This window comes from Mycobacterium sp., from assembly GCF_036488105.1.
GTDB lineage: Bacteria > Actinomycetota > Actinomycetes > Mycobacteriales > Mycobacteriaceae > Mycobacterium.
The window spans coordinates 1-25,256 of sequence record NZ_DASXHW010000154.1 but is presented as its reverse complement, the minus strand read 5'-3'; the positions used below and the strand labels follow the sequence as shown (position 1 = coordinate 25,256).

At 66.9% G+C, this 25,256-nt stretch carries 30 protein-coding genes; 18 read left to right on the top strand and 12 right to left on the bottom strand.

Annotated features, from left to right (window positions below):
* The first annotated feature begins 150 nt into the window (after nt 1–150).
* Nucleotides 151–1,764 (top strand): N-acetylmuramoyl-L-alanine amidase, encoded by a 1,614-nt coding sequence (locus VGH54_RS08175; protein ID WP_331511438.1) that lies wholly within the window; start codon nt 151–153, stop codon nt 1,762–1,764.
* Between the two features lie 7 nt (nt 1,765–1,771).
* Here VGH54_RS08175 and VGH54_RS08170 read toward each other — a convergent pair whose 3' ends face one another.
* The 4 genes from VGH54_RS08170 to VGH54_RS08155 are packed head-to-tail and all read right to left on the bottom strand — an operon-like array spanning nt 1,772 to nt 4,976.
* Nucleotides 1,772–2,581 carry an HAD family hydrolase gene (locus VGH54_RS08170; RefSeq protein WP_331511447.1) on the bottom strand — a complete coding sequence of 270 codons (810 nt, stop codon included), beginning with the start codon at nt 2,579–2,581 and terminating at the stop codon, nt 1,772–1,774.
* A 34-nt stretch (nt 2,582–2,615) separates the two neighbouring features.
* Nucleotides 2,616–3,401: a lysophospholipid acyltransferase family protein gene (locus tag VGH54_RS08165; protein WP_331511437.1), complete on the bottom strand. Its 786-nt coding sequence runs from the start codon at nt 3,399–3,401 to the stop codon at nt 2,616–2,618.
* A 49-nt stretch (nt 3,402–3,450) separates the two neighbouring features.
* On the bottom strand, nt 3,451–4,200 hold the full coding sequence (locus tag VGH54_RS08160) for a lysophospholipid acyltransferase family protein (RefSeq protein ID WP_331511436.1): 750 nt from the start codon (nt 4,198–4,200) through the stop codon (nt 3,451–3,453).
* An 8-nt stretch (nt 4,201–4,208) separates the two neighbouring features.
* Complete coding sequence (locus VGH54_RS08155; protein WP_331511434.1) at nt 4,209–4,976, bottom strand: 1-acyl-sn-glycerol-3-phosphate acyltransferase; 768 nt, start codon at nt 4,974–4,976, stop codon at nt 4,209–4,211.
* 118 nt (nt 4,977–5,094) lie between these two features.
* Here VGH54_RS08155 and VGH54_RS08150 point away from each other — a divergent pair, with 118 nt between their 5' ends.
* Together VGH54_RS08150 and VGH54_RS08145 are read left to right on the top strand one after the other, a co-directional pair.
* On the top strand, nt 5,095–6,645 hold the full coding sequence (locus VGH54_RS08150) for an MBL fold metallo-hydrolase (RefSeq protein WP_331511433.1): 1,551 nt from the start codon (nt 5,095–5,097) through the stop codon (nt 6,643–6,645).
* A complete protein-coding gene (locus VGH54_RS08145; RefSeq protein WP_331511432.1) occupies nt 6,642–6,980 on the top strand; it encodes a hypothetical protein in 339 nt (112 codons plus the stop codon). The genes VGH54_RS08150 and VGH54_RS08145 overlap by 4 nt, the downstream gene beginning before the upstream one ends.
* Here the strand turns inward: VGH54_RS08145 and VGH54_RS08140 are convergent.
* Both VGH54_RS08140 and VGH54_RS08135 read right to left on the bottom strand, forming a co-directional pair.
* Complete coding sequence (locus VGH54_RS08140; protein WP_331511430.1) at nt 6,977–8,539, bottom strand: NAD(P)/FAD-dependent oxidoreductase; 1,563 nt, start codon at nt 8,537–8,539, stop codon at nt 6,977–6,979. The genes VGH54_RS08145 and VGH54_RS08140 overlap by 4 nt on opposite strands.
* Before the next feature lie 49 nt (nt 8,540–8,588).
* Nucleotides 8,589–9,215: a TetR/AcrR family transcriptional regulator gene (locus VGH54_RS08135; RefSeq protein ID WP_331511429.1), complete on the bottom strand. Its 627-nt coding sequence runs from the start codon at nt 9,213–9,215 to the stop codon at nt 8,589–8,591.
* A 71-nt stretch (nt 9,216–9,286) separates the two neighbouring features.
* Between VGH54_RS08135 and VGH54_RS08130 the strand changes: the two genes are divergently transcribed.
* Both VGH54_RS08130 and VGH54_RS08125 read left to right on the top strand, forming a co-directional pair.
* The gene (locus tag VGH54_RS08130) at nt 9,287–9,775 is read left to right on the top strand and encodes a DUF2834 domain-containing protein (protein ID WP_331511428.1); all 489 of its coding nucleotides are present in this window, start codon (nt 9,287–9,289) and stop codon (nt 9,773–9,775) included.
* Nucleotides 9,776–9,914: 139 nt separating this feature from the next.
* Nucleotides 9,915–10,331, top strand: a complete 417-nt coding sequence (locus VGH54_RS08125) for a VOC family protein (RefSeq protein WP_331511427.1) — start codon at nt 9,915–9,917, stop codon at nt 10,329–10,331.
* 49 nt (nt 10,332–10,380) lie between these two features.
* Here the strand turns inward: VGH54_RS08125 and serS are convergent, their stop codons facing one another.
* Nucleotides 10,381–11,637 (bottom strand): serine--tRNA ligase, encoded by a 1,257-nt coding sequence (gene serS, locus VGH54_RS08120; RefSeq protein WP_331511426.1) that lies wholly within the window; start codon nt 11,635–11,637, stop codon nt 10,381–10,383.
* Nucleotides 11,638–11,733: 96 nt separating this feature from the next.
* Between serS and VGH54_RS08115 the strand changes: the two genes are divergently transcribed.
* The 3 genes from VGH54_RS08115 to VGH54_RS08105 are packed head-to-tail and all read left to right on the top strand — an operon-like array spanning nt 11,734 to nt 13,699.
* Nucleotides 11,734–13,089 carry a septum formation family protein gene (locus tag VGH54_RS08115; protein ID WP_414688673.1) on the top strand — a complete coding sequence of 452 codons (1,356 nt, stop codon included), beginning with the start codon at nt 11,734–11,736 and terminating at the stop codon, nt 13,087–13,089.
* 4 nt (nt 13,090–13,093) lie between these two features.
* A complete protein-coding gene (locus tag VGH54_RS08110) occupies nt 13,094–13,444 on the top strand; it encodes a metallopeptidase family protein (protein WP_331511424.1) in 351 nt (116 codons plus the stop codon).
* Nucleotides 13,445–13,504: 60 nt separating this feature from the next.
* Nucleotides 13,505–13,699, top strand: coding sequence for a hypothetical protein (locus tag VGH54_RS08105; protein WP_331511423.1), 195 nt, complete (start codon nt 13,505–13,507; stop codon nt 13,697–13,699).
* Nucleotides 13,700–13,703: 4 nt separating this feature from the next.
* Here the strand turns inward: VGH54_RS08105 and VGH54_RS08100 are convergent, their stop codons facing one another.
* On the bottom strand, nt 13,704–14,393 hold the full coding sequence (locus tag VGH54_RS08100) for a histidine phosphatase family protein (RefSeq protein WP_331511422.1): 690 nt from the start codon (nt 14,391–14,393) through the stop codon (nt 13,704–13,706).
* Nucleotides 14,390–15,328 (bottom strand): prephenate dehydratase, encoded by a 939-nt coding sequence (gene pheA / locus VGH54_RS08095; RefSeq protein ID WP_331511421.1) that lies wholly within the window; start codon nt 15,326–15,328, stop codon nt 14,390–14,392. The genes VGH54_RS08100 and pheA overlap by 4 nt, the downstream gene beginning before the upstream one ends.
* Nucleotides 15,329–15,416: 88 nt before the next feature.
* Here pheA and VGH54_RS08090 point away from each other — a divergent pair, with 88 nt between their 5' ends.
* The 4 genes from VGH54_RS08090 (at nt 15,417) to VGH54_RS08075 (ending at nt 18,825) form a co-directional block, all read left to right on the top strand.
* Nucleotides 15,417–16,220, top strand: a complete 804-nt coding sequence (locus VGH54_RS08090; RefSeq protein ID WP_331511420.1) for a DUF2470 domain-containing protein — start codon at nt 15,417–15,419, stop codon at nt 16,218–16,220.
* Nucleotides 16,221–16,249: 29 nt separating this feature from the next.
* Nucleotides 16,250–17,023 (top strand): type II CAAX endopeptidase family protein, encoded by a 774-nt coding sequence (locus tag VGH54_RS08085; protein ID WP_331511418.1) that lies wholly within the window; start codon nt 16,250–16,252, stop codon nt 17,021–17,023.
* Nucleotides 16,933–18,126 (top strand): LCP family protein, encoded by a 1,194-nt coding sequence (locus tag VGH54_RS08080; protein ID WP_414688672.1) that lies wholly within the window; start codon nt 16,933–16,935, stop codon nt 18,124–18,126. The genes VGH54_RS08085 and VGH54_RS08080 overlap by 91 nt, the downstream gene beginning before the upstream one ends.
* Nucleotides 18,127–18,279: 153 nt before the next feature.
* Entirely contained in the window at nt 18,280–18,825 is a 546-nt protein-coding gene (locus VGH54_RS08075) for a ferritin (protein WP_331511415.1), read from the top strand.
* Here VGH54_RS08075 and VGH54_RS08070 read toward each other — a convergent pair whose 3' ends face one another.
* The 3 genes from VGH54_RS08070 to VGH54_RS08060 form a co-directional block, all read right to left on the bottom strand.
* Entirely contained in the window at nt 18,826–19,650 is an 825-nt protein-coding gene (locus tag VGH54_RS08070; RefSeq protein WP_331511414.1) for a glycerophosphodiester phosphodiesterase, read from the bottom strand.
* Nucleotides 19,651–19,654: 4 nt separating this feature from the next.
* Nucleotides 19,655–20,779: a DUF4328 domain-containing protein gene (locus VGH54_RS08065; RefSeq protein WP_331511412.1), complete on the bottom strand. Its 1,125-nt coding sequence runs from the start codon at nt 20,777–20,779 to the stop codon at nt 19,655–19,657.
* Nucleotides 20,780–20,886: 107 nt separating this feature from the next.
* Entirely contained in the window at nt 20,887–21,231 is a 345-nt protein-coding gene (locus VGH54_RS08060; protein WP_331511411.1) for a rhodanese-like domain-containing protein, read from the bottom strand.
* Between the two features lie 479 nt (nt 21,232–21,710).
* On the opposite strand from VGH54_RS08060, the gene VGH54_RS08055 reads away from it, so the two are divergent.
* From VGH54_RS08055 to VGH54_RS08030, 6 genes are all read left to right on the top strand, one after another.
* Nucleotides 21,711–21,869 carry a hypothetical protein gene (locus tag VGH54_RS08055; protein WP_331511410.1) on the top strand — a complete coding sequence of 53 codons (159 nt, stop codon included), beginning with the start codon at nt 21,711–21,713 and terminating at the stop codon, nt 21,867–21,869.
* A gap of 151 nt (nt 21,870–22,020) precedes the next feature.
* A complete protein-coding gene (locus VGH54_RS08050; protein ID WP_331511409.1) occupies nt 22,021–22,644 on the top strand; it encodes a superoxide dismutase in 624 nt (207 codons plus the stop codon).
* Between the two features lie 189 nt (nt 22,645–22,833).
* Nucleotides 22,834–23,367 carry a peptidase gene (locus tag VGH54_RS08045; RefSeq protein ID WP_331511408.1) on the top strand — a complete coding sequence of 178 codons (534 nt, stop codon included), beginning with the start codon at nt 22,834–22,836 and terminating at the stop codon, nt 23,365–23,367.
* Between the two features lie 466 nt (nt 23,368–23,833).
* Nucleotides 23,834–24,232: a transcriptional regulator gene (locus VGH54_RS08040; protein ID WP_331511407.1), complete on the top strand. Its 399-nt coding sequence runs from the start codon at nt 23,834–23,836 to the stop codon at nt 24,230–24,232.
* A 95-nt stretch (nt 24,233–24,327) separates the two neighbouring features.
* Nucleotides 24,328–24,984, top strand: coding sequence for a DUF6474 family protein (locus VGH54_RS08035; RefSeq protein WP_331511406.1), 657 nt, complete (start codon nt 24,328–24,330; stop codon nt 24,982–24,984).
* Between the two features lie 35 nt (nt 24,985–25,019).
* A partial coding sequence (locus tag VGH54_RS08030; protein WP_331511405.1) for a DUF1775 domain-containing protein occupies nt 25,020–25,256 on the top strand: 237 nt, incomplete at its 3' end.

Sequence of the window (25,256 nt, the reverse complement as noted above, 5' to 3'; positions counted from 1 at the left end):
TTCCCCCGAAACGGCACCGCAGAAGTGGGATCCCTGGCTTGACCAGGGCCGCCTAAACTCTGCGGTGCCGTGCCGTGTCTAGATCACTTTGTTCACTTAAGTAGCGTGTCGAACCATTTGCACCACTAGACACATACGTAACATCGGGTCGTGCCGTCCCGCCGTCGCCCGCCGACGATGCTGTTCACCGCCATCGCGGCGACCGTCGTCGTCCTGCCGTGGGCGGCAAGCGAACATCGGGAGCAGCCGGCCCGGCACGGCGGCACCCAACTTGCCCAGCAGCCGCTGATCGGCATCGGCGGCGGCGTCACGGTCCGCGAAATCAGCCAGCCCACGCCGTTTTCCATGGTGGCGCTGACCGGCGGAGACCTCACCGGCACCTCGGCGCGAATCCGCGCCCGGCACGTCGACGGGTCGTGGGGGCCGTGGTACGACACCGAGACACTGCTCTCTTCGGGCGACCACCGCTCGACTTCGGGCCCGCGTGGCACCGATCCCGTCTTCGTCGGCAAGACCACGACGGTGCAGATCTCAGTCAGCCGTCCGGCCGGCGCGCCGCAGACCGTCCCGCCCAAGACCCCGCCGCCCGCCGGCCTGGGTTATGTCCCGGCCACCGCGGAACAACCTCTGGCGCAGAACATCTCGGCCATTCTCATTTCCCCGCCACAGGCACCCGCTGACACCCAGTGGACACCGCCGACCGCGATCGTCGCGGCGGGCCAGGCGCCGAACATCATCGCTCGCGCGCAATGGGGCGCCGACGAAGCGGTGCACTGCGGAAACCGGCCGTTCGACCAACCGATCCGCGCCGCGGTGGTCCACCACACCGCCGAGAGCAACGACTACCAGCCGCAGGATTCCGCGGCGATCGTCCAGTCGATCTACGCGTATCACACCCAGATCCTGGGCTGGTGCGACATCGCGTACAACGCGCTGGTCGACAAGTACGGCCAGGTATTCGAGGGCAGAGCCGGGGCGCTGACCGGGCCCGTGCAGGGCGACCACACCGGCGGCTTCAACCGGGACAGCTGGGGTGTGGCGATGATCGGCAACTTCGACGACGTGGCGCCGCAGCCGATCCAGCTGCACACGCTCGGCCGGCTGGTCGGCTGGCGGCTAGGCCTGGACCACATAAACCCAAGGGGCACAGTCGCTTTGCCGTCGGCCGGCGGGGAGAACACCAACTTCCCAGTCAATGCCGTCGCGACGCTGCCGACCATATTCGGCCACCGCGACGTCGGCGCCACCGACTGCCCCGGCAACGTCGCCTACGGGTTACTTGACGAAATTCGGGATACCGCAGCACATTTCAGTGGACCGCCGAGGCCCGAAGACCTGGCCCTATCGCTGCGGGGCGGTGCCATCTACGACCGCTGGCAGACGATCGGCGGCCCGAGCAGCATCCTGGGCGCACCCACCTCACCAGAAGCGACCGGCGAAGGCGATGTCCGCTACGCCAACTTCGACCTCGGTGCGATGTACTGGTCACCGGCGACGGGTCCGCAAGCGGTCACCGGCGCCATCTACGACGCGTGGGCCTCACTCGGCTACGAGCGGGGAGCCCTGGGCCTGCCAACCAGCTCCGAATTCCAAGAGCCGCAATGGGTCAAGCAAAACTTCCAGCACGGCACGCTGAACTTCGACCGGCTCAGCGGCCGGGTCAGCCGGGTCATCGACGGCGTGGTCGAAGAACTGCCGGCACCGTCCGCGGCCGGACCACCGGTTCAGCTCGAGCGGTTCTCTCCCGTGGCGCCGGCCGCCTAGCAACCGCCTACCACCACCAGCGTTCCAACACCCGCGCCACCCCGTCGTCGGTGTTGGGCGCGGTGACCTCATCGGCAGCGGCGATCGCGTCGGGGTGGGCGTTACCCATCGCCACTCCGAGACCGGCCCGCAACAGCATCGGCACGTCGTTGGGCATGTCACCGAAAGCGACGATGTCGGCGTCGGTAATGCCAAGTGGCCCAGCGATTTCAGCGATGCCGGTGGCCTTGTCGATGCCCAGCGGCACGATTTCGACCAGTCCGTTGTTGGTGGAGTAGGTGATGTCACCCTCGATACCGACGTGCTTGGCGAGTTCGGCGGCCATGTCGGAACTGCGCGCGCCGGCCTTGCGGACCAGAAGTTTGACGGCGGGCGCACTGAGCAGGTCGTCCATCGACACTTCGGTGTTGTCCGGGTTGAGCCACGCGTGCTCGTAGCCCGGCGAGCTGACGAATTGCGGTGTTGCGCTGTCATGCGCGCTGGCACCGACCCGCTCGACGGCCAGACCGGCGCCCGGAATGACTCGGGTGGCGATCTCGGCCAGGGCAGCCAGCGTGGCGACGGGCAGCGTCCTGGCCGACAGCACCTTGTCGGTCGCAGGGTCGTAGATCACGGCGCCGTTGGCGCACACTGCCATTGGCGCGAATCCGAGCCCGTCGACCACCGGCGGAATCCACCGCGGCGGGCGACCGGTGGCCAGCACAAACTGCGCACCGGCCGCGACAGCCGCGTGTACGGCATTACGGGTGCGCGCAGTGACTTTTTCGTCTTCGCCGAGCAGGGTGCCGTCAACGTCGCAGGCGATCAGCGCGGGCAACGTCACTGTGACGATCTGCTTTCGCAGCAGGCGATCAATGTATTCCGCTTTGGCTCTGTCCCGGGCGGGTGACGCCATCGGTCCCGTGCTTGTGGAGGCGCTGTTGCAATTCGTTAAATCGGATCGCCTGGGAGTCCTCGCGCGTCGGCGCGCTACCGCCAAGCCGGCGCGGTACCCAGTACTCGCCTTCCGGGTGCGGATACTCCTCCTGCACCTGGTAGAGCAACTCGTTCATCGCCCGCCGCAGAGCGGCGTTGACTTCTTCGGCGGTCCCGTGCGGGGGCAGCGGGCGGCCGACGGCGACAGTGATCGGAATCTTGTTGCGGAACAACTTCTTTTCGTGATCCTTGGGCCAGATGCGGTGGGCACCCCAGACGATCAGCGGGACGATCGGTACCTGAGCCTCCAGCGCCATCCGGGCCGCTCCGGTCTTGAACTCGCGCAGCTCGAAACTGCGGCTAATGGTGGCCTCGGGATGCATCCCGATCAACTCGCCCTCACGCAGCCGCCGCACCGCGGTGTCGAATGCGTCGTGCCCTTGCCTGCGGTCCACCGGAATCAGCCGGGCGTGCTTGATGACGTAGTTGACCGCCTTCACATCCGCCATCTCGGCCTTGATCATGAAGTACATCCGTCGGCCGCGCGCGCGGGCGGCGAACACCGACGGAAGCCAGTCCAGGTAGCTGGTGTGATTCTGGGCGAGCAGCGCGCCACCGCGCTCGGGGATGTTCTCCACGCCGCGGAAGGTGAACTTCGTCCCGTTCATCGCAACGACCGGCGGAACGACCCACTCGCCGAACCGATAAAACGGCTCTGCCATCCCGGTAGCTCCCTTTCTCGGCTACATCATCCCCGGCCGCATCCACCCCTCAGGGTCCGTTCTCTGCCCGCCTGCGGGCACGCTCGGCCTTTTCAGTGTCCTCAATTATTTTTGCCTCCGCTACCGTAGGTGCGCTGCCGCCCAACCGCCGCGGTACCCAAAAAGCACCCTCTGGGTGCGGATACTCCTCTTGAACGCGGTGCAGCAGCGATGTCATTCCCTCGAGCAGGGCGGCGTCCAGATGCTCCGCGTCGCCGGTTGGCGGTAACGGCCGGCCGACCGCCACGATCACCGGGATTTTCTGGTAGCCCACATTGCGCGGGTGGTCTTTGGTCCAGATCCGCTGGGCACCCCAGACGATCAGCGGGATCGTCGGAACTCCGGCCTCCAGCGCCATCCGGGCCGCACCGGTCTTGAAGTCCTTGAGCTCGAAGCTGCGGCTGATCGTCGCCTCCGGCATCAGGCCGACCAGTTCGCCGGCCCGCAGCAAGCGGACCGCTTCGGCGTAGGCCCCCGCGCCGGATCGGCGGTCGACCGGGATCGTCTTGGTGTGCTTGATCAGGAAGTTGACCACCTTCACCTGCTGCATCTCCGCCTTGATCATGTAGCGGATGCGCCGCCCGCGAGCCTCGACAGCCAGCGCAGCAGGCAGCCAGTCCACGTAGCTGGTGTGGTTGATCGCGATCACCGCGCCACCGGTCTGCGGGATGCGCTCGATGTGCTGGTAGGTGATCGTGGTGCCGGTCGCCCTGACCAGGGCCTTGGCGGCGATCTCGAGCGCGCGGAATACCGGCTCCATGGCCGTCGCTATGCGGGTCCCGCCTCACGAGCCGCCTTGGCGGCCGCGCGGCGGCTGGCTTCTTCAGCGTCGAGCTCGGCGGCCTCGGCCAGGGTCGGGGCGCTGCCACCGAGCCGGTGCGGAACCCACCACTCGCCGGGCGGATGCGGACCGTATGCGTCCTGCGCGCGCTCCAGCAGATGCTGCATTCGGGAGTGCAGCAGCGTCGTCAGCTCGGGTGCCGGCAGCGTCGGCTGAATCGGCTCACCAACCATCACCACGATCGGCACCTTCGGCCGGAACATCTTCTTGGGATGGTCTTTGGTCCAGATCCGTTGGGCGCCCCACACGATGTGCGGAATGATCGGCACGTCGGCCTCGATCGCCATTCGGGCGGCGCCGGACTTGAATTCCTTGATCTCGAAGCTGCGGCTGATGGTCGCTTCGGGATAGACGCCGACAAGCTCGCCGACCCTGAGCCGGTCGACGGCGGCGGCATACGACGCGGCGCCGCTGGACCGGTCCACCGGGATGTGCCGGCAGGCCCGCATGAGCGGTCCGGTGAGCTTGCTGTCGAAGACTTCCTGCTTGGCCATGAACCGGACTTTGCGCGCGCGGTGCTCCCGGAAGACAGGTAGCCCCGCCAGGGTGAAGTCCATGTAACTGGTGTGGTTGATGGCGATGACGGCGCCACCGGTGGCAGGGATGTTCTCCTGCCCGATGACCGTGAAACGCAAACCCTGCACCCACCACACAGTCCGGGCGAGCGCGATGACCGTTCCGTAAACCGGTTCCACGGTGATCAAGCCTAGTGTTCGCAGCTGGGTGGCTCTAGCGGGTCGGGCGTTTCATCGCTGTCCCGCTAAGCTCGGAGCGGCAGACGAGCGTCGCGTAACCAGTCCTTGAAGGGTGTCAGTGCAGGTCACAAGCATCGGCCACGCCGGCTTTCGGATAGATACTCCGGCCGGCAGCATTCTGTGCGACCCGTGGGTCAACCCGGCCTACTTCGCCTCGTGGTTCCCGTTCCCGGACAACAGCCGGCTGGACTGGGACGCGCTGGGTGACTGCGACTATCTATACGTCTCGCATCTGCACAAGGACCACTTCGACGCCAAGCTGCTGGCCGAGCACGTCAACAAGGACGCCACCGTCCTGCTGCCGGACTATCCGGTGCCGGATCTGAAAAATGCTTTGCAGATGCTGGGCTTTCACCACTTCTTCGAGACCACCGATTCGGTGAAGCACCGGCTTAGCGGTCCGAAGGGCGAGCTGGACATCATGATCATCGCGCTGCGCGCGCCCGCCGACGGTCCGATCGGCGACTCGGCGCTGGTGGTTTCCGACGGCGTCACGACCGCCTTCAACATGAACGACGCCCGGCCGGTGGATCTCGACGTGCTGACGAACGAGTTCGGTCACATCGACGTGCACCTGCTGCAGTATTCCGGTGCGATCTGGTACCCGATGGTCTACGACATGCCGGAACGCGCCAAAGAGACGTTCGGCATTCAAAAGCGGCAACGCCAGATGGACCGGGCCCGCCAGTACATCGCGCAGGTCGGGGCGACATGGGTGGTCCCGTCCGCCGGCCCACCGTGCTTCCTGGACCCCGAGCTACGTGACCTCAACGACGACCACGGGGATCCAGCCAACATCTTCCCCGACCAGATGGTCTTCCTCGACCAGATGCGGGCCAACGGCCACCACCGAGGCCTGCTGATGATTCCCGGATCGACCGCTGAATTCTCTGGCGCACAACTTGATTCGCACCAGCATCCGCTGCCCACCGAACAAGTCGAGGCGATCTTCACCACCGGCAAGGCGGACTACATCGCCGACTACGCCGCACGGATGGAGCCGGTGCTGGCGGCGGAGAAGGCCGGCTGGGCGCCCGCGGCCGGCGAATCGCTGCTCGAGCCGCTGCGCACGGTATTCGAGCCGATCATGCTGGCCAGCGACGAGATCTGCGACGGCATCGGCTACCCCGTTCAGCTCGTGATGGGCTCACAGCAGGTGGTGCTCGACTTTCCTAAACGAACTGTGCGAGAAGCCATTCCCGATGAGAAGTTCCGATACGGGTTCGCCATTCCGGCCGAGCTGGTGCGCACCGTGCTGCGCGACAGAGAACCGGACTGGGTCAACACCATCTTTCTGTCGACCCGGTTCAGGGCTTGGCGGGTCGGTGGCTACAACGAGTACCTGTACACGTTCTTCAAGTGCCTCACCGACGAGCGGATCGCCTACGCCGACGGCTGGTTCGCCGAGACGCACGACGATGCCGCGTCAGTCACCATGGACGGCTGGGAGATTCAGCGGCGATGCCCGCATCTGAAGGCCGACCTGTCCAAGTTCGGCGTGGTGGAGGGCAACACCTTGACCTGCAACCTGCACGGCTGGCAGTGGAACTTGGAGAACGGCCGCTGCCTCACCGCCCGCGGTCATCAGCTTCGGAGTTCGCGGCCATGAGCGCATCGAACTCCTACGACGACGGCCTGGTCCAGCTGGACCGGGAGGCGATCACGCTGCGCCGCTACCATTTTCCGTCCGGCACGTCGAAGATCATTGCGCTGAACAACATTCGCGGATACAAGGCCGAACCGCTGGGTCTGCTGATGCACCGGTTCCGCCTCTGGGGAAGCTCCGACCTGCGCCGCTGGCTGCCACTGGACATTCGCCGCCCGCTGCGCTCGACGCTGATCACGCTGGACGTACCGGGTACCCGGCCCAGCCCCGCGTTCACCCCGGCCGACGCGCAAAAGTTCATCGCGCTGCTGGATCGGCTGCTCGACGAGCGGGACTAGCGCCCCGCGTCAGTCAGCGCCGCACGGGCCGCGTTGTAGCCCGGGATGAACGTGATACCAGGGCCGCCGTGGCATCCGGTACTGGCCAGGTATAGTCCGTCGATCGGAAGCGGCTGTCCGAGAAAGCCTTTCGGGCCGGGCCGGTTGGGTCCGACCTGCTGGGCGTGGAACAGCCCGTGGCAGTAGTCGCCGCCGGGGGCGCCAAACATCACTCCCATGTGTTTGGGCGTGAACGTGGTGTGCCTGCTGATGCTGCGCTCGAAGTTCGGGGCCAACCTAGTGATCTTGTCGATCACCCGCTGACCCATCTCGACCTTCGCCGCGCCGTAGTCCACGTCGCCCTCGATCGGGAACCACAGCGCGAAGGCCGACGCCGCGTGCTTGCCCGGGGGCGCGAGGTCGGCATCGTTCTGCGAGGGAACCTGAAAGACGACCGTCGGGTCGGCGGGCACGATCCCGCGCCGGCAGTCCTCCCACTGCTGCTGAACTTCTTCGGGCGTGCTGAAAATTCCGATCGACGCCTGCATGCTCGGCTCGTTCAGCGCTTCGTACGGAGCGGCGAACTCAGGCGCCTCGTCCAGCGCGAAGTGCATCTGAATGTAGCTGCCGCGGTGATCGATGCGGGCGTAGCGCTCGCGGATATCGGCGGGTAGTGCCGCGGGGTCGACCAGTTCGTTGACGGTCAGGTCGGGCGCGACCGCGGAGACGACGATCGGCGCGGTCAGGGTCTGCCCCGCCTCGGTGCGTACCCCGCCCACCTTGCCGTCGTTCACCAGTACCTCGGTCACCTTGGTGCGCAGCCGCACCTCACCGCCCTCGCGCCCGAGCACCTCGGCCAGATGCTCGGTGAGCGCGCCGATGCCTCCGCGCAGCTTCTTCATCTGCATGGTGTCGCCGTCGGGAACGCCAAGCCCGAAGGCCAGTGCGGCGGCGCTGCCCGGTGTCGCGGGCCCGCGGTAGAGGGTGTTGACGGCCAGCACCGTCATCGAGCCGCGCAGCGCGCCGTGCTTTTCGCGGTCCGGCAGATACCGGTCGAGCACGTCGGTGACCGATCCGAACAGCATGTCGTCGATAGCGGAGCGTTCGAATTCGTTTGTCGCACAGGCATACATCTCATCGAGAGTCTTGGGTGGTGCGCCGGCCTCGAACCGGCCGAGCGCCCGGGTCGGCGCCTGGGCCCAGCCCATCAGCCCCGCCATGCCGTTGACGGCGTCCGCCCCGTGCACCTCGTTGAGATGGGTGAACAACTTGATCGGGTCGCTGTACTGCACCATCGGGTCGTCGCCGACACCGCGTAGCGCCACCGACATCACGTCCAGGTCGATGGTCGGCAGCGTGTCCAGGCCGAGCGCCTCGCGGACCACCGGCGCCGTCGGGAACTGCACGGACCCGGCGATCTCAAAGTGATAGCCGTCGAACAACTCCACCGTCGACGCCATGCCGCCCGCGTAGAGCTTGGACTCCAGACAGAGCGTCCGCAGTCCCGCCTTTTGTAGCAGCACCGCGGCGGCTAATCCGTTGTGTCCGGCGCCAATCACGATCGCGTCGTAGTCGGTCATGTCCTGCCCTCCAGAAGTGCAGGCTGGCATGTGCCGAAAGTTTTGTCAATTATGACGAAACTGGATCACGCGCCCAGGTATCGGTGATGCCGGCTCGCAGCGTCTCCAAGGCGACGTGGCAGACCCTCGCGAGCTCGCCCAGCGATCGATTGTCGCCGAGCATCCAGACCTCCATCGCACCGAATACCGCCGCCGCGATGCAGCGCGCGGTCACCGCGAAGTGCACCCGGTCGTCCGGCGATGGATCGCCCGTAGAGCTACGGCGTTGCAACTGGTTGGCGATGGCGTCGGCGAAGTCGGCCTGCACATCCCGGATATGCCGAACGATGCGGCCCGGGTCGATCTCGTCATCGCGTAGCGCGGCGATTTTCCCAACGGCATCAACGTCATACGGGAAGGCGAAGATCGCGGCCTGCACCGAGTCGATGATCGATTCAGTGGCGGGCCGATGGTCCAATGCCGCGCGAAACCAGTGCAACCCGGTGTAGTCGGCAAACAGCAAATCGTGCTTGGAGGAGAAGTGTCGATAGAAGGTCCGCAGCGACACCCCGGCGTCCGCCGCGATCTGCTCGGCGGAGGTGTCCTCGACGCCCTGGGCCAGGAACCGAACCATCGCCGCCTGACGCAGCGCCTCACGCGTCCGCTCGCTGCGCGCCGTCTGGGCCGGCCGGATCATGTCTGTAAGTTACCCCAGATCCTGTTATGTCAATATTGACAAAACTTCGGCAACCGAGTGAGACTGCGGCAATGGTCTCAATAGTCGTCCACTTTCTCCTAGGGCTTGGCTGCATCGTGTGGATCGTCGCGTCGAATCCGAAGATCTACGCGAAACCAGCGGGCGGGAGCTGGCTCTCCCCGCTCGAATGCGTGTATTACGCCGCCGGCATCGCGTCGATCGCGCTTGGTTATTGGTTCAACATCCATTTCGTCCTAGCCGCGCATGGGCAGGGCAATCTCATCTCGGGCCCGGCAAGCTATCCGGAATTCATCAAGGGACAGTTCGCCACCCCGGCATGCGGCTCCGGCAACCAGGACTACATGATCGCAAATGTCATTCTGATGCCGGTGTTTACCATCATCGACGGATACCGGCGGGGGCTGCGGCGCCCGTGGCTGTTCTTTCTTTCCAGCTTTTTCACCAGCTTTGCTTTCCCGTTCGCGTTTTACTTCGCGACCATCGAACGTCAACGGCGCCATGCGCAAAACTTCAGCGCGGCAACGACTGTCGACGCCTAGGCGCTGATTCCGTCGGGCGCCACCCCAGCCTCAGCCAACCCATCGCGCTCTCTCTCACCGTCCGAGATGGCCGCTCCTGCCGCGCCGGCTCCCATCCTTTGCGCACCGCCTAACCGCATCACTCCGGCAGAATGCCGCTATGACCAATCCGGCGATTATCGGACTCGGGCATCTGGATTTCACCGTCACAGACGGTGACCGCGCCGTGCGCTGGTGGCAAGAGGTGATGGGCTTCAGGCTTCTCGCAGAATGGGAGCACGCGGGTTTTCGGGCGTGGACGATGGCGCACCCCTGCGGTTTGGTTGTCACAGCTGTGATGCATGCCCGGGGCGACGCTTCGGCCTTTGACGAGCGGAGGGTAGGACTCGACCATGTCGCCTTTCGGGTGAGCGACCTTGGCGCTCTTGAAGCGTGGGCGAACCGCCTTGACGCCCTGGGTGTGACGCACTCGGGCGTTCAGGACGCCCAAGGAGTCCGCGGGGGTCCGCTCATCGTCCTGCGTGATCCTGACAACATTCAGATCGAATTGACTGCCGGTTGGCACCTGTCGAAGTAAGGGACCTGAAGGGTACTTTCGCTAACCGCTGCCACCACCGGCAAAGCGGCTACGCCGGCTCGAGCACCTCGGTGCCCACATAAGGCACCAGCGCCTCCGGCACCCGCACACTGCCGTCAGGTCGCTGGTGGTTCTCCAAAATTGCGACCAGCCAGCGAGTGGTGGCCAGGGTGCCGTTGAGCGTCGCGGCGATCTGCGGTTTGCCGCTGGGATCGCGGTAACGGGTGGCCAGCCGGCGGGCCTGGAAGGTGGTGCAGTTGGACGTCGAGGTCAGCTCGCGGTAGGCCTGCTGGGTGGGCACCCACGCCTCGCAGTCGAATTTGCGGGCCGCCGACGAGCCGAGATCGCCTGCGGCGACATCGATTACGCGATAGGGCACCTCGATGCGGGCCAGCATCTCGCGCTGCCAACCCAACAGCCGCTCGTGCTCGGCCTCGGCGTCGGCGGGGTTGCAGTAGACGAACGCCTCGACCTTGTCGAACTGATGCACGCGGATGATGCCGCGGGTGTCTTTGCCGTAGCTGCCCGCTTCCCGTCGAAAGCAGGACGACCAGCCGGCGTAGCGCAGTGGCCCGCCGGAAAGGTCGAGGATCTCGTCGGCGTGGTAGCCGGCCAGCGGAACCTCCGACGTGCCGACCAGGTACAGGTCGTCGGCCTCCACCCGGTAAATCTCGTCGGCGTGCGAACCTAGGAACCCGGTCCCCGACATCACCTCCGGGCGCACCAGCACCGGCGGGATGATCGGGACGAAGCCGTTGTCGGCGGCCAGCCGGATCGCCATCTGCAGCAGGCCCAGCTGCAGCAGCGCACCCTGTCCGGTCAGAAAGTAGAACCGCGACCCGGATACCTTGGCGCCGCGTTCCATGTCGAGCAGACCCAGCGCCTCGCCGAGTTCGAGGTGGTCCTTGGGGTTGTCGATCGCCGCCGGTTCGCCGACGACGTCGAGGACGGCGAAGTTGTCCTCGCCGCCGGCCGGGACGCCGTCGATGATCACGTTCGGGATCGCCATGTGCGCTGCGGTGAAAGTCGCCTCGGCCTCAGCCTGTTGGGCTTCCGCCGACTTCACCTGCTCGGCCAGTTCCTTGGCCTGCTGCAGCAGCGCGGGTCTTTCTTCGGGCGATGCGCCGCCGACCTTCTTGCTGGCGGCCTTCTGGTCTGCGCGCAGCGAGTCGGCCGTCGAGATCGCGGTCCGGCGGGCGGTGTCGGCGGCCAGCAGCGTGTCGACCAGCGTCGGGTCTTCGCCTCGCTTCTTCTGCGACTCACGCACGGCGTCGGGATTGTCCCGGAGCAACTTCAGGTCGATCACGGGCTAAAACCCTACGCGGGTGTCATTGACCGCCGAGAATCATTTACTTCTGCAACAGCTGTCACTAAGTGCGGTGGGCCTGTCAGAATGGACCCGATGTGGCACGAATCCGCGCACGACGAGTCCCGGGCTGACCGGCCGGGTCGTCGGCTGCCGCGGGTCGGGTGGATGACGGCCGGGACTCTGCAGGCGTCGGCGACCCGGCGGGCGCTGCTGCTGGCCGCTCTGGGCGGTCTGCTGATCGCCGGGCTCGTCACCGCGCTGCCGATCGGCGGCGGTCCCGGGCGGCTGGCCGGCTACATAGACCCGGTGCCCCCGACCGGCGCCAAGGGCAACGACGCGTTCAACCGCGCGGCCAGCGGCAACTGCCTGATGTGGCCGGATCGAATGCCCGAAGCCGCCAACATCGTCGACTGCAAAGACGAGCACCGCTTCGAGGTCGCCGAGTCCATCGACATGCGCACCTTCCCCGGCTCGGAATACGGCCCGTCGGCCCCGCCGCCGACTGGCGCCCGCATCGAGCAGATCAGCCAAGAGCAGTGCGAGTCGGCAGTACGCCGCTATCTGGGCGCCAAGTTCGACCCCAACAGCAAGTTCGTCATCAGCATGCTGTGGTCGGGCGACAAGGCCTGGCGGCAGTTCGGCGAGCGACGGATGCTGTGCGGCCTGCAGCTGCCGGGGGCGGGCAACGAACAACTCGGCTTCAAGGGCAAGGTCGCCGGCGTCGAGCAGTCCAAGGTCTGGCCGGACGGCACCTGCCTGGGCATCGACCCGGCGACCAACCAGCCCACCGACATTCCGGTCGACTGCGCGGCGCCGCACGCGATGGAGGTCACCGGCACGGTCAACCTGCTCGCCAGGTTCCCGGAGGGATTGCCCCCTGAGCCCGAGCAGGACGGCTTCATCAAGGATTCCTGCACCAAGCTGACCGACGCTTACCTCGCGCCGGTGCAGTTGCGCAGCACCACGCTGACGCTGATCTACAGCACGCTGTCGCTGCCCAGCTGGTCGGCCGGTAGCCGCCAGGTGGCCTGCAGCATCGGTGCGACGCTGGGCAACGGCGGCTGGGCGACGTTACTCAACAGCGCCAAGGGCCCGCTGAAGATCAACGGCCAGCCGCCGGTTCCGCCGCCGGACATCCCCGAAGAGCGGCTCAACCTGCCGCCGATTCCGACCGGCCCGACCCCGGGCGGAGGCGGCGCATCGTCGACCGGATCGAACGGCTCGTCGAGCTCGTCCGGTTCGTCGAGTTCATCCGGATCGAGCGGCTCGTCCGGATCGTCCAGCCAACGGCAGGGCAACCAGCACCTGCCGGGCGCACAGCCGGCTCCGCCCCCGCAGGCGCCCTCGCCGGCTCCTGAGGCCCCGCCACCGCCGCCCGAGGGTGCCCCGGGACCGCCGCCGCCACCTGGGCCGGCCGAACCCCCGCCGCCACCCGCGCCGGGGCAGTAGCCGGGTGGCCGTGCGGATGGATCCGCAACGGTTCGACGAACTGGTCGCCGATGCACTCGACCTGATTCCGCCACAGCTGGCCGCGGAAATGGACAACGTTGTGGTGCTCGTCGCCGATCGTCATCCCGACGAGGACGACCTGCTCGGGCTGTACGAGGGGGTGGCGTTGACCGAACGCGATTCGCACTACGCCGGGTCGCTGCCGGACACCATCACGATCTACCGCGATGCCCTGCTGGACATCTGCGACAACGACGAGCAGGTCGTCGAGGAAGTGAAGATCACCGTCATGCACGAGGTCGCCCACCACTTCGGTATCGACGACGACCGGTTGCACGAATTGGGCTGGGCCTAGCCCGGCGACCAGGCGGCGCGGCATCGCGGATTTGTCGGCGATCGGTGCTAAGACTGCGGCATGAAATGTCGCGAATGCCAAGCGGGCTTAGAGCACTGCCATGGCACGCTCATTCGCCATTGGCTGCACCGCTCGGAATGCACCGACGAGGACTGCGCCGGCCCCGATCTGCTGCCGCACACGTTCGTCGTCGACTGTGACGCCGTCGGCTGCGACTGCACGCAGATGGACGCGCCGTCGGCCGTGGCGATCTGAGCCGTCAGCCCATCGGGTCGGCGCTTGACTCCAGCGCGTCGGCCACCGGCTCGGCATCCGGCGCCGGATAGAACGGCGGCGTCTGGGTTCCCCACTGCGCGCAAGCCCAACGCCCGTCGGCGGCCGGCGCCAGGACCACCGCCTCGGTGTTGGCAAGATGATGGTCGAGCGCGAAACTGCTTTCCACGTCGGCCAATACCGCAGCCGTCAGCCGGATCGCCGCTCCGTGGCTGACGACGACGATGTCGCCGGCCCAGTCGTCCTCGTCGAGGTAGCGGGTCCGTAGCTCGGTCAGCACCGGCAGATAGCGGTCCAGCACCTGGTCAGCGTTTTCTCCGCCCGGCATCGACACGTCCCGCTCGCCCTTGAGCCAGCGTTCGTACACGGCGTTGAACTGTGCGACCGCGTCGTCGTCGCTGCGGCCCTCCAGATCGCCGACCTGGACCTCGTGAATGCCGGTCACTTCGCGGGCCGGCACGTCGACCACCGCGCTGATCTCCGCCGCGGTCTGCACCGCGCGGGTGGCCACCGAATGCAGCAACAGCCCGGGCCGTGACGTCGCGGCTTCGGCGAAAGCCCGCGCCTGCTCGCGGCCCAACGGCGTCAGCTCCGCCCCGGGCGGCCGGGTGTCCAGCCGCTTGTCGACGTTGCCGAAGGACTGCCCGTGCCGCACCAGGACCAGCCGGCCGCTCATCGCGCCGATCCGTCCACCGAGCCGCCGCGCAGCCCCGCCAGCCAGCGCGCGGCCTCGTCCGACGGCGGCGGCGGCGCGCCGTCGACCTCTCCCGTCGGCCATGAACCCAGATAGCGCACATCGGTACAACGCTGATGCAGCGCTTTGAGTGCCTCGGCGACCGCGTCGTCGTCGATGTGGCCGACACAGTCCAGGAAGAACACGTAGGTCCCCAATTCGGTTCGGGTGGGCCGGGATTCGATACGGGTCAGGTCGATACCGCGCATCCCGAACTCGGCGAGCGTCGACACCAGCGCGCCCGGTGCATTGTCGATCCGTAGCACCACCGAGGTCCGGTCGGCGCCGGTCCGGGCCGGCGGCGGGCCGGGCCGGCCGACCAGCACGAAGCGGGTGCGCGCGTTGGCTTCGTCGACGACGCCCTCGGCCAGCGTCGACAACCCCCGGTGCGTCACGGCCAGCGGGGAACTCACCGCGGCGTCGACAAGCCCGTCGGCGACCTGTTGCGCCGCATCCGCGTTGGAGATAGCCGGGCGCAGTTCGGCAGCGGGCAAATGAGCCGCCAGCCACTGCCGCACCTGCGCGGCGGCCACCGGAAAGGCGGCCAGCGTGCGCACGTCGGCGGCGGTGCGACCGGGCTTGACGGCGATGCTGAACGCCACGTCCAGCGTCAGCTCCGCGAACACCTGCAGCGGCGTCCCGATCGCCAGGCTGTCCAGCGTGGGCATGATCGAGCCGTCGATCGAGTTCTCGATCGGCACGCAGGCGAACTCGGCCGCACCGTCGCGGACGGCGTCCAGTGCGGCGGTCGTGCTGTCGACCGGCAGCGGCTGCCAGTCACCCCCACCACGCTGGGGAACCATGCCGGCGCCGGTCATCTGCAACAGCGCGGCTTCGGTGAACGTCCCCGCGGGACCGAGATACGCGATGCTGGCCACGATCAAAACCCTATCGGGTCGTAGGTCTTGCGCCGTCCGATCACACCTAGTTAAGTTAGGCTTACCTCACTTGTTAGGACGGTCGACGATGACACTCGCGCACAGCCCGGCTCCGACGACGGCCGAGCGGATCCGCAGCACCTGCGTTCGCACCGGTGGTGCGCTGCTCGCGGTCGACAGCGCAGAGCCGCTCGCCACCCCGCTGCACCACCTGCTCGCCGACGGTTCGTTCGCCGTCGGAGTGCCGATCGGTGGCTCGGTGGCCGAGCAGGTCGTCGACTGCGGAGCCACCGGAGCCCCGGCCGTGCTGGAGCTGGCCGACTACGCGCCGCTGCCGCTGCGCGAACCGGTCCGCTCGCTGGTGTGGATTCGCGGGCGACTGCATCAGGTGTCGCCGTCGACGGTGTCCGGGCTGCTCGACCTGATCGCCGCCGAGCACCCAGACCCCGCGCTGCTGCAGGTGCAGACCCCCGGGTCCGGCCCGGTCGCCCACGGAGACACCCGGTACCTGCTGGCGCGGCTGGAGATCGAATCGGTGGTGGTGACCGACGCGACCGGCGCGGAGGCTGTGGACGCCGCAGCGCTGCTGGCCGCGCGCCCCGACCCGTTCTGCGCGTTGGAATCGTGCTGGATCAAGCACCTGGACACCGCCCACCGTGACGTGGTGGCGCGGCTGGCCGCCCGCCTGCCGGCGCGGCTGCGGCGCGGCGATGTCCGCCCGCTCGGCCTCGACCGCTACGGGGTGCGACTACGGGTGGAAAGCGCCGAGGGTGATCGCGACGTCCGGCTGCCGTTTCACAAACCGGTCGACGACATCGTCGGACTGAGCCAGGCCATTCGGGTGCTGATGGGCTGCCCGTTCGTCAACGGCTTGCGAGCGCGCCAGGACTGAGCGGCGGCGCGGGCGGTTACCGTGTCGGGGTGATTTCGCCCCACAGCGAGGCCGACGGTCAGCCGGCTGAACGCCGGCCGCTGCGCGTCGAGCTCGCGATCGTGTTGGGCGTGACGTTCGGTCTCAGCGCCGTCACCGCGATCCTGCAGCTCGCCGACGCGTTCTTGCGAGGCCTGAGCGGGCAACGAATCCCGCTCAACCCCAAGCGGTCCTACTTCGACCTGATCGACCTCGGCCTGAATGCGACCGTCGTCGTACAACTGGTCGCCTGGGGCGCACTCGGCCTCTACCTGTTGTGGCGCACGGGATTACGGCCGGCCGATGTCGGGTTGGCCCGTTTCCGGTGGCGCCCCGACCTGCTCGGCGGCGTCGGCCTGGCCGCCCTGATCGGGCTGCCCGGGCTGGGGCTCTACCTGGCGGCGCGGGCCCTGCACATCAACGCCTCGGTCATCCCGTCCGGCCTGGGCGACACCTGGTGGCGGGTCCCGATGCTAATACTCACCGCCTTCGCCGACGGCTGGGCCGAAGAGATCATCGTCGTCGGCTATCTGCTCACCCGGTTGGACCAGCTCGACGTCGGGCCGCGCGCAGCGCTGGTGTGGTCGAGCCTGCTGCGCGGTGCGTATCACCTCTACCAAGGCTTCGGCGCCGGGCTGGGCAACATCGCGATGGGCCTGGTGTTCGGCTACGCCTGGCAGCGCAGCGGACGGCTGTGGCCGCTGGTGATCGCGCACGGACTGATCGACACCGTGGCGTTCGTCGGGTATGCCCTACTGGCCGGCCACCTGGGGTGGCTGCATTGACCGTGCCTTCCGATCACGAGGCGGGCAACCGCCGGCGCCGGCGGCCACCGCCGCCGGGCACACCACCGCCCAGGCCGGTCGCGCCCAATCGGCTCAGCACGCGGCAACGTCGCCCACGGGACCGCGTGCCGCGCCGCAAACAGCCTTGGGCGCAAGTGATTTCGCTGAGCCTGGTCATCGCCGTGCTGCTGGGCTGCGCCACGGCCCTGGGTGGCGCACTGTGGCTGGAGACCGTGCTGCACCGCGAGACGGTGCTGACGGACTACCCGGGCCGCCCGGCCGCCGGGCAGGGCAACACCTGGTTGCTGGTCGGCTCGGACAGCCGCCAGGGCCTCACCCCCGAGCAGCAGCAGGCGCTGGCGACCGGAGGCGACACCGGCAACGGGCGAACCGACACCGTTCTGGTGGTGCACGTGCCCACGCTCGGCTCCGGCACCCCGACGACGATGGTGTCCATCCCGCGCGACTCCTACGTGCCGATTCCCGGGTATGGCCGCGACAAGATCAACGCGGCGTTCTCGATCGGCGGTGCGCCGTTGCTGGCCCAGACGGTCGAGCAGGCCACCGGTCTGCGGATCGACCACTACGCCGAGATCGGGTTCGTCGGCTTCGCCGGGCTGGTAGACGGCCTGGGCGGGGTCACCGTCTGCCCGACCGCGCCGATCGACGACCCGCTGGCCGGCATCAACCTGCCCGCCGGGTGCCAGAAGCTGGCGGGCCGTGACGCGCTCGGTTACGTCCGCAGCCGGGCCACCCCGCGCGCCGACCTGGACCGGATGGTCGACCAGCGCAAGTTCATGGCGGCGCTGCTGCATCGTGCCGCCAGCCCGGCGGTCTGGCTCAACCCGTGGCGGTGGTACTCGGTGCCGCATGCAGCGGTCGACGCGTTGACCGTCGACCGCGAGGACCACGTCTGGGACCTGGCCCGGTTGGGTTGGGCGCTGCACGGGTCGACGAGCACGTTGACCGTGCCGATCGGCGAACTCACCAGCAGCGGCGCCGGCTCGGTGGTGGTGTGGGATCACGAGAAGGCCGCCGCGCTGTTCGATGCACTGGCCGCCGACCAGCCGGTGCCGTCGACCGTTATCGGCGACCAACCATAAGCATTAACAATGCTTCACATATCCGCTTTTTCACGATGCCAGAAATAGCGCGGCACATTTACACAACGTAGCCTGTCTTAACTTAGGAAAAGCTGGCCTCAGTAAGCATTACCTTCGATGACAGGGCTTCTGACCTGCGGTAGCGTGGCCGCCATGACCGATCACGATGCCCATAAAACAAAGTTCCTTGCGTTACTGCAAGAGCAGGTTTATCACGAATTCACCAACGCTCAGCAATATATTGCGATGGCCGTTTATTTCGACGGCGCCGACCTCCGGCAACTGGCGAAACATTTTTATGCCCAGGCCGTCGAGGAACGCAACCACGCGATGATGCTGGTGCAGTATCTGCTCGACCGCGATGTGCGGGTGGAGATCCCCGGTGTCGACGCAGTGCGCAATGCGTTCGACACCCCGCGGGACGCGCTGGCGCTGGCACTGGATCAGGAGCGGCTGGTCACCGAGCAGGTCAGCAGGCTGGCCGCGGTCGCCCGCGACGAGGCCGACTACCTCGGCGAGCAGTTCATGCAGTGGTTCCTCAAGGAGCAAGTCGAGGAGATGGCGTTGATGACCTCGCTGGTGCGGGTCGCCGATCGCGCCGGGGCCAACCTGTTCGATCTGGAGAACTTCGTCGCCCGGGAAATCGACTCGGCGCGCAGCACCGCCGACGCGCCCGCCGTCGCCGGCGGCCGCCTCTGACTAGTGCGGGTCGGCGCCGGCAAGGCCGTCTTCCAGCCAGGCTTTGACGCGGCCGGGATGGTTGGTGGCCAGCCAGGCCACGCCCACGTCTCGGCAGAATCGGACGTCCTCGTAGTCGTCGGGCGTCCAGCAGTACAGCGCCCGGCCCTGCGCGGCCGCCTGGTCGACGAGTTCGGGGTGTTCCCGCAGGGTGGCAATCGACGGCCCCACGGCGGTGGCCCCGATCGTGCTGGCCGCCCTGCTGGCCAGGTATCGATGGCTCCTGCCGAGTAGCACCGTCGGCAGCAGCGGCGCCGCCCGCCGAACCCGCCACAGCGCCGCCGCCGAGAACGACATCACCACCGCCCGGGATCGATCAGCGGATGCCGGCGCCGCGATGCCGTAGCGGTGCAACAGCGCCAGCACTTTGCTTTCCACCAGTGCGCCGTAGCGGACCGGATGCTTGGTCTCGATGAAGATCTTCACCGGCCGCTTCCAGTCCAGCACCAGCGTGACAAGCGCGTCCAGAGTCAGCAGGCCGGTGTCGCCGTCGGCGCCATCGGCGCGCCAACTGCCGTGCCATGAACCGAATTCCAGCTCGCGAAGCTGCGCCAGCGTCATCATGCTGACCAGTCCGGCGCCGCTGGACGTCCGGTCCAGCTTGCGGTCGTGCACGCAGACCAGGTGCCCGTCGCGGGTCAGCCGCACGTCGCACTCCACGCCGTCGGCACCCTCGCGAAGCGCGAGATCGTAGGCGGCCAGGGTGTGTTCCGGCCGAGAGGCCGAGGCGCCGCGATGGGCCACGACGAACGGGTGCCGAGAGACCACCTCCTCGGCCCACGTCATGTCCCTATGCTGCCGGTTCTTCACCCGGCAACTCAAGCGCTGCAGCAGATTCCGTGTCGAGGAGTTCGTCGTCGGCCACCACGACCCAGCGGTGGGCGGGCCGTTCGACCGGCTTGGCCTCGAATCCTTCGAAGACTTTCGCGGTCGCCAGCACTGCCACCAGCGCCAGCAGGTAAGCGACGATCATCGCGACCGTGTTGTTGGCGATTCCCTGCGCGTCCTGCGCGCCGCTGGTCACCGACGCGAAGACCGACGTCACGGTGCTGAGCAGCCACAGCAGCCACCAGCCCCAGATCACCTGGCGCAACCGGGCGTAGTGGTCCTCGGTTTTGGCCAGCTCGATGACGTAGACCAGCGACCAGACCCCCGCCAGCAGGGGCAGACAACAGAACCCGACACAGGCCGCCATCAACGCCCAGCTGGCCGAGTGCTCGGTTGTCGCCGCGACGACAGCGAACGTGATGGCCAGCGCCATCGCCGCCGCCGGCGGCAGCAGCGTACCGGCCCACAACGCGCGGCGTGAACGGGTTTCCGGTCGGCCGGCGTGCTCGAATGCCGCGGCGCGACGGGCGATCAACCATCGCGTCAGCACCACCGCGCAGTTCATCACCGCCACGATCGCGGCCAGGCTGGCCAACACACTCAACAGTGCCGCCGCGTCCGCCACCACCCAGTTCAGCAGCGTGTTGCGGTTAATGACCAGCAGCAGATACCGCACCAGATCCACCACGGCGGCCGCCCCCAACGCCACCGCGGACACGAAGAACGCCGTACGAACCCGCTCGGCCGGCGGCGCCGCACGCTGGGTCCGGCCCGGCCCGCCATCGTGATCGACCCGGTCCACCAGACCCCAGCGGGGAATCGCCAGATACCGCGGGGTCGGACCGAGCGGACGGCGACGACGACGGGGACGGGGAGGCGGACCCGGACGCACTGCGATCCACCGGTAGCCGGGTGGCAGCCGGGGCGCCGTCCGCGGGCCAGGGCCCCACCCCGGAGCGGCACCCGGAGCCGGGGGAGCCCCGGTTTCCGACGGCGCCAACAGCGTGCCGTTGCAGCGCGGACACCACGAGCGTTGCTTGTCGCGGACATTCCAGCGTGTGCCGCACTGGGAGCACACTTGGATCATTGGCGCCGCTCCTCATCATCGCTGCGCTCTGCATCGTCGCCGACGCGGATCATGCGATCAGACTAACCGGGCGGTCGAAATCGGCTGCTAGCGCGACGGTCGGCCGGTCAGATGGTTCCGGGGCCGCCGTCGGCGGCGATCACTTGACGGCCCGCTTCGGCCCACGCCAGCATTCCGCCGTTGACGTTGATCGGCTCGTACCCGTGATGGGCCAGCAACTGGGCGACCTTCGCCGAGCGCCCGCCGGCTTTGCAGATGACGTACAGGGTGGCCGACCGATCGATCTCGTCGAGCCGCGCCGGCACCTCACCCATCGGGATGTGCCGGGCGTCGGCGGCGTGGCCACGATTCCACTCATCGTTTTCGCGGACGTCCAGCAACACCGAGCCGGTGCCGAACTCGGGCGGCAGGTCGTTGATGGTTGTCTGTGTGATTGACGGTTCTGCATCCACGGTGTTGATCTTGGCATGCGCGGACCGGCGCCGCTAAGACCGGCGTCCAGCAATCAACGGGTATCCACAGTTTCCACAGGTTTATCCACAGGCCGCCTCGATTCGCTGACACGCATGCATGCGCGTCACACGGCCGAGGCGGGCGTGCGGTTGTGGATAACCGGTGTCCGTTACCGCTTCGTGATCGACAGCCCGTCCTGGGGTTCAGCGAATTCTTAGCCAATCTCACGGTGTCGCCATGCTCGCGGCTATGTCGGAAGTCACAGCGCGTCTGCGCGCGTCGCTGTCAGCCCGCAGCATCCCGGGCGCTCTTATTTTGCCCGCGGAAGACAACGCGTTCAGCAACAAGACGCTGGTCAGCGCACCGTGGTTCGCCCAATTTTCCAGGGGGTACATAAGGGGCTATGATCGCGATCACTTAGTTAGTTTGTGACTCATCTCACGGGGGGGCAGTTGAACCGGCAGGCTGGGAACGTTCGATGACATCGCAACCGATCGGACCGCCGTCGGCGAGTTCTCCGTCGCGCTGGTACGCGACGTCGGCGACGTGCAATCGTTCCTACTTGCTTGCCGGATTGCGCGCCGGCTTGATCGCGCTGGTTTTACTGGCGGTCCTCGCCGTCATCGTCTGGTTCTGAACTCCCGCCGCCGGGTATCCCCGTGGCGCACTCGTTCTTGCGGTGCGCGCGGCGATGGAGCAGGGTTACTTACGCCAAAGCCGCCGCTTCGCTAACAGCCTGCAGTGAAGCGTCAGAGTAGATCGGCAACGATCGCGAAGGAAGGAAACCCGTGGCTGAATACACTTTGCCTGACCTGGATTGGGACTACGGAGCCCTGGAGCCGCATATTTCGGGTCAGATCAACGAACTTCACCACAGTAAGCACCACGCCACCTACGTCAAGGGCGCCAACGACGCGGTCGCCAAGCTCGAAGAGGCGCGCGCCAAAGATGACCAGTCGGCCATCGTGTTGAACGAGAAGAGCCTGGCCTTCAACTTGGCCGGCCATGTCAACCACAGCCTGTGGTGGAAGAACTTGTCCCCCAACGGCGGTGACAAGCCGACCGGGGAGCTCGCCACCGCCATCGACGAGTCGTTCGGGTCGTTCGACAAGTTCCGGGCTCAGTTCACCGCGGCCGCGACCACGGTGCAGGGCTCCGGCTGGGCCGCGCTCGGCTGGGACAGCCTCGGCGAGAAGCTGTTGGTATTCCAGGTTTACGACCACCAGACCAATTTCCCGCTCGGCCTGGTTCCGCTGCTGGTGCTCGACATGTGGGAGCACGCGTTCTACCTGCAATACAAAAACGTCAAAGCAGACTTTGCCAAGGCGTATTGGAATGTCGTGAACTGGGACGACGTCCAGTCTCGTTACCAGGGCGCGACGACGAAGGCCAAGGGGCTCATCGCCGGCTGACAGCAGTTGGATTCGCCTGTTCGGGGCGTCGCGCGATTCGCGTGGCGCCCCGAACGCTATTTCGGCCGTGTTTCTTTTCGACTTCGTCGGCGCTGATTGCCCGTGTCAGCTTGCAGGGGTTGCCAGGCTGCCGCATGCTGAGCGGATCGACCCATCGGCGTATCGCTGAATACCCGAACGGAGGGCGAAATGGACACTGGCTCAGGCCGGGCCATCGAGGTGGCCCCATTCCATTCGCGTGGTGCCCTGAAAGGGTTCGTGATTTCCGGGCGCTGGCCCGACTCGACCAAAGAGTGGGCGCAAGTGTTGATGGTCGCGGTCAGGGTGGCGTCGCTGCCCGGATTGCTGGACACCACAACGGTATTCGGCGTTCGCGAAGAGCTGCCCGACACCCCCGCGCCGGGCACCGTCGGCCTGGTCCTGGCCGAGGGACCGGTGGTCGGTGAATCCGCCATTCAGCCAGGCTATTTCGCCGATCACCAGCCGCCCGCGTTGTTGATGCTGCATCCGCCGTCCGAGACGACGCCGTCGCTGCCGGAATGCAGTGGCGCCGCGTCGGGGTGTGTGCTGCTGCCCGGTCTGCCTTATCTGGGACTCGAACACCGCGCGGCCTGGGTGGAGGCCGAGGCCGACGGCACCATCACCTCGATGGTCAGCCGCGTCGGCGTCGACCCGATCAGCCACCCCGACACAGCAATCTTGGCGATGCTGCTTGCCGCATAGCCAGTCCGACATCCGGAAGCGGACCGGTAGGACTGCAGGTCGGGCCTGCTGACTCCTCGCCGCGTTGACCGGGGATCTGGACGGGCGGTCCACATACGCCTAATATCTGCGCGTGGCAGGTCGGGCCAAACAGGTTCACAGCCGACTCCATGGCGCTCTACAGCAAATATGCTTTGCGCACGGCGACCGCGTTACATTGGTTGCCATAGGCAGGCCCGCGCGCAACCAGCGAAGCGCTATTAGTCCTTGAAGCGATGAAACTTCACACAATTCCCTTAGAATATCATGTGTATTGACTGGATAAGCGGGTTCCGCCAGCCGCGCCCGCAACCTGTGCCGTCATAAATACCGTCACCGTTAATTCTTTCCAAGTTTGCACTTGGTCGCGGGGATAACTCTGGCTACGATAATCAGCAAATACTTAGCGTGAGTTACTCGGTCTACCAACCCGGTGGAGGTCATATCGATGAGCACGACGTTTTCCGCCCGCCTGAACCGCCTGTTCGACACGGTTTACCCGCCCGGACGGGGACCGCACACCTCCGCTGAAGTGATCGCGGCGCTCAAGGCTGAAGGAATCACGATGTCGGCTCCGTATTTATCGCAGCTACGCTCTGGCAACCGGACCAACCCGTCGTCGGCAACCATGGCGGCCCTGGCGAACTTCTTCCGGATCAGGCCCGCTTACTTCACCGACGACGAGTACTACGAGAAGCTCGACAAAGAGCTGTCGTGGTTGCTGGTCATCCGGGACGAGGGTGTGCGGCGGATCGCGCTTCGAGTCAGCGGGCTGTCCCAGGAGGCCCAAGAAGACATCGTTCACCACGCCGACGAACTACGGCGTAAGGAACACCTGGAAGCCTGACGGCAGTCGGTCCGCCCGGCATGGTTAGGGTTGGCCCATCGATGCCCGCACTGGCACCGCGCTAGTCGACGAGATTCCGGGGAGGTAGTGCGCGAATGGGCCTGTTCGGCAAGCGAAAAACCCGCGCGACGCGTCGCGCCGAAGCTCGCGCGATCAAGGCCAAGGCCAAGCTCGAGGCCAAGCTGTCGGCGAAGAACGAGGTGCGTCGATTCAAAGCCGCGCAGCGCGCCGAGGCGAAGGCGCTCCGGGAGAATCTAAAGGCCCAGCGCGCCAGCGACCAGGCGGCGCTGAAGGTGGCCGAGGCCCAGCTGAAGGCGGCGCGCGAGGGCGCGCTGCTGTCGCCGACGCGGATTCGCCGACTGCTGACGGTGTCTCGGCTGCTTGCTCCGATCGTGGTGCCGCTGGTCTACCGGGTCGCCGTGGCCGCTCGCGGACTGATCGACCAGCGGCGCGCCGACCGACTCGGGGTCCCGTTGGCCCAGATCGGTCAATACGCCGGGCATGGCGGCCAACTGTCGGCCCGCATCGCCGGCGCCGAACAGTCGCTGCGGACAGTGCAGGAGAACAAGCCCAAGGATGCCGAGACCAGACAATTCGTCACCGCGATCTCCGAGCGGCTGGCGGACCTGGCGGCCGCTGTCACCGCCGCCGAGAACATGCCGCCCACCCGCCGCCGCGACGCCCACGCCGCAATCTCCCGACAGCTCGATGAGATCGACGCCGACCTGATGGCGCGACTCGGATTGACCTGATTCCCGACTCCTCTGCAGACAGGAAGGCGCTTCCGATGACACTTCAACGCAGGATGGTTTGGCGCACCCTGATCGGAAGCGCCGCAGCCGCGCTGCTCTACCTCGGCCCGGCCGCGGCGATCACGACGGCGTCGGCGCACGTCCAGGCCACCAGTGCGGACGCCGCGCGCGGCGCCTTCGCGACAGTCAGCTTTCAGGTGCCCAACGAGTCGGCGAACAATGCGGCCACCACCGCCGTCACGGTCGACCTGACAAATGTCTCCTCGGTGCAG